This is a genomic window from Paenibacillus auburnensis (assembly GCF_927798115.1).
In the GTDB taxonomy this organism is placed as follows: Bacteria; Bacillota; Bacilli; order Paenibacillales; family Paenibacillaceae; genus Paenibacillus_AQ; species Paenibacillus_AQ auburnensis.
This window is the reverse complement of sequence record NZ_CAKMMG010000022.1, coordinates 1-908: the sequence shown is the minus strand read 5'-3', so window position 1 is coordinate 908 and position 908 is coordinate 1. Positions and strand designations below refer to the sequence as shown.

At 49.8% G+C, this 908-nt stretch carries 2 rRNA genes; both read left to right on the top strand.

From position 1 onward, the window contains the following. Positions 1-404 (top strand): 16S ribosomal RNA (locus L6H70_RS28615); the annotation flags it as partial. Positions 405-787: 383 nt separating this feature from the next. Beyond that, a 23S ribosomal RNA gene (locus L6H70_RS28610) occupies positions 788-908 on the top strand; the annotation flags it as partial.

The following is a 908-nucleotide window of genomic DNA, read 5'->3' as shown; positions in this document are numbered from 1 at the left end:
GGGCACTCTAGAGTGACTGCCGGTGACAAACCGGAGGAAGGTGGGGATGACGTCAAATCATCATGCCCCTTATGACCTGGGCTACACACGTACTACAATGGCCGGTACAACGGGAAGCGAAGCCGCGAGGTGGAGCCAATCCCAGCAAAGCCGGTCTCAGTTCGGATTGCAGGCTGCAACTCGCCTGCATGAAGTCGGAATTGCTAGTAATCGCGGATCAGCATGCCGCGGTGAATACGTTCCCGGGTCTTGTACACACCGCCCGTCACACCACGAGAGTTTACAACACCCGAAGTCGGTGGGGTAACCCGCAAGGGAGCCAGCCGCCGAAGGTGGGGTAGATGATTGGGGTGAAGTCGTAACAAGGTAGCCGTATCGGAAGGTGCGGCTGGATCACCTCCTTTCTATGGAGAATCGTTTCCTGCAACGGAAACATTCAAATCTAAGTCTTCAGGGAGCATGCTTCCGAAGCGAGCTTTACTTCGTAAAGCTTTCTACTCACTCGTTGGTCAGTTTTGAGAGTTTAAGCTCTCAAAGGACATATTGTTTTCCAGAACTTGCTTGTAGCCAAGTGGTTTTGAAACATGATATGATCTTCTTCCGGGGTTAAATCCGGAACACCTTGATCCTTGAAAACTGGATACCGAAACGAATTTGCGTTTTAGAACATCTTTTAGCTGAAACTTGTGTAAGCAAGTTGAAATAGTTATTAGTTGATAACGAGTTTTTCTGTGAAAGAAATGAAGATCATTCAATGGTCCGATATTTCTCCTCCGGAGAAAATCGAGGTTAAGCTAATAAGAGCACACGGAGGATGCCTAGGCGCCAGGAGCCGACGAAGGACGTGGCGAACAACGAAACTGCCTCGGGGAGCTGTAAGCAAGCTTTGATCCGGGGGTGTCCGAATG